The organism is Companilactobacillus halodurans, assembly GCF_009600985.1.
Classification (GTDB): Bacteria; Bacillota; Bacilli; order Lactobacillales; family Lactobacillaceae; genus Companilactobacillus; species Companilactobacillus halodurans.
Map to the genome: position 1 here is coordinate 1 of NZ_VDFP01000084.1, position 1,866 is coordinate 1,866.

Here is a 1,866-nt window from a genome sequence, read left to right on the forward strand (position 1 = left end):
TGATTATGATGATTTATACATCATTTCCACCTTATGGCGTTAAATGCTTTTAAAACCCCGTGTATAAGAAAACCGAAAAAAACATATGGTAAGACATATAAAATCCCCCATAAATATCTCCAAGTACTTTCTTTTGTCGCTATTTCATGATTAATAAAATCGTAGCCTTGCGAAATGCCAAAAAAGTTACTAATCGGTCCCGTTACCAACGAAACCAAAGCAATGATTGCGACAACAAAAAATAAAGATACAACGCCTTTCGTCATAATATCTAAAGATTTATTTAAATTCTCAACAATCATATCGTTTTTATCTAATCGATCTGTGATTGTTTTCTTGTATTCTATCGTTTCTTTTCTCGCTTGTTTATTATGTTTTTTATAATGCTCAAATAAATCACTTGCTTGTTTATCTATATCTTTAAATTTTTCATCAAATGCTTGCTTAAAGTCTTGTTTTTGGTTGTCTGTATCTAATTTTCTTAAATAACTTCTTGCTACATTCATAAAATTATCTTTTGTAGCATGTGTTGATTCATCAAAGTTCGAGGTCGAATCCTCTAGACTTTTTAGAAGTTCGTTGTGCCTGTTCTCTCTCTCTTTCTCGTTCTTTTTTATCTCGGATAGATTTCTCATGAGCAAGTCTTGCTGCTTCAGAACTTCGTCTATCGTGTTCAAGTTTTCTGGTGTTGTTTGCGAATTTGTCCCATTCTGCTTGAGTTGCTTTTCTATCTGGTCCAGTTTCTCTAGTATTTTCTTGTTCTCTGGATTGCTCTTTTCTTCTAATTCGTCCATCATACCCATGTTCTAAGCCCCCTTTATCATATTTTTCGCCCAGTTTACTACCACGTACTTTTTTATCTTCTTCAAGATGTTTGTAGGTAATTGTTTTTTCAGTTATACGCTCAATTTTCATACCGTTCTGTAATAAATCTTGATTTAATTCTTCATAATTCGTTGCTTGTGTTTGATCAATAACCATACGAATTTCTTCTTTCCAAGGTATTGGTTTCTTACCTTTTTTAGCCTCTTTTCCAATTTCATATTCGGCCTGTGTGTAGCGTGTTTCTCTTTGTTTTTCGGGAACTGATAAACCATGTTCACGACAGAGAGTGTCATTGGCTTGTTTTACTAATTCACGTTGCTTTTTATTACTTTGATATTTATTACCCGTTTCTAAATCAACAGAATTAATCACAATATGGTTATGATAGTGTTCTTTGTCTGTATGCGTATAAACTGCGACTTGATGATTGGGTGCTATTTTTTCGGCTAATTCTAAACCGATTTGATTACATTGTTCTGGCGTTACTTCGTTCGGTTTGAATGATTGGATAATCGTATGTGCTTGAATACCATCTTCTTTGCCATATAAAGATCGTGTGGCTTTAAAAGCTGATTTAGCGTAATCTACATCGCAATTCAAACCACTCTTTTTTTCTGCTCGCTTTTCTGCGTAATTGATTGCTCGACTTGCTGATTTAGTATTTCCTAATTTAGTCGTTGCCATTACTATCACTTCTTTTTTGTTTTGGAGCTTTTATATCTCTAACAATATAGATACACATTATAATTAGAAAAAAACCAATAGACCATTTAACATCAGGAATGTTAGTGAATATTACTAAACTTAAATAAGCTATGAATATAATCACTACTAAAATATTAAAATAGAGCCTTAATTTAGGCTTTGCCATATCTCATTCAACTCCTTTTTAAATCCATCAAATTGCTTAATTAAATCATCATACTTATGCTCGGGTAAGTTTTTGGCACTCTCGCTATTTTGATTAAACCACTTAGCAGTCTGATTTACGTTCGCACCCATTTTACTTAAATCTTTGGCCATCGATTGTCGCGTCTCTTT

The 1,866-nt window shown here is 33.0% G+C and carries 3 protein-coding genes; all 3 read right to left on the minus strand.

Going from position 1 to position 1,866, the window contains the following annotated elements; genetic code table 11:
• Positions 1 to 20: 20 nt before the first annotated feature.
• Positions 21 to 506, minus strand: coding sequence for a DUF334 domain-containing protein (locus FHL06_RS15040; RefSeq protein ID WP_153386923.1), 486 nt, complete (start codon positions 504 to 506; stop codon positions 21 to 23).
• Positions 507 to 537: 31 nt separating this feature from the next.
• A complete protein-coding gene (locus FHL06_RS12580) occupies positions 538 to 1,509 on the minus strand; it encodes a relaxase/mobilization nuclease domain-containing protein (protein ID WP_153386925.1) in 972 nt (323 codons plus the stop codon).
• A gap of 168 nt (positions 1,510 to 1,677) precedes the next feature.
• Positions 1,678 to 1,866 (minus strand): plasmid mobilization relaxosome protein MobC (mobC, locus tag FHL06_RS12585; protein ID WP_153386927.1); only part of this gene is annotated, 189 nt, incomplete at its 5' end.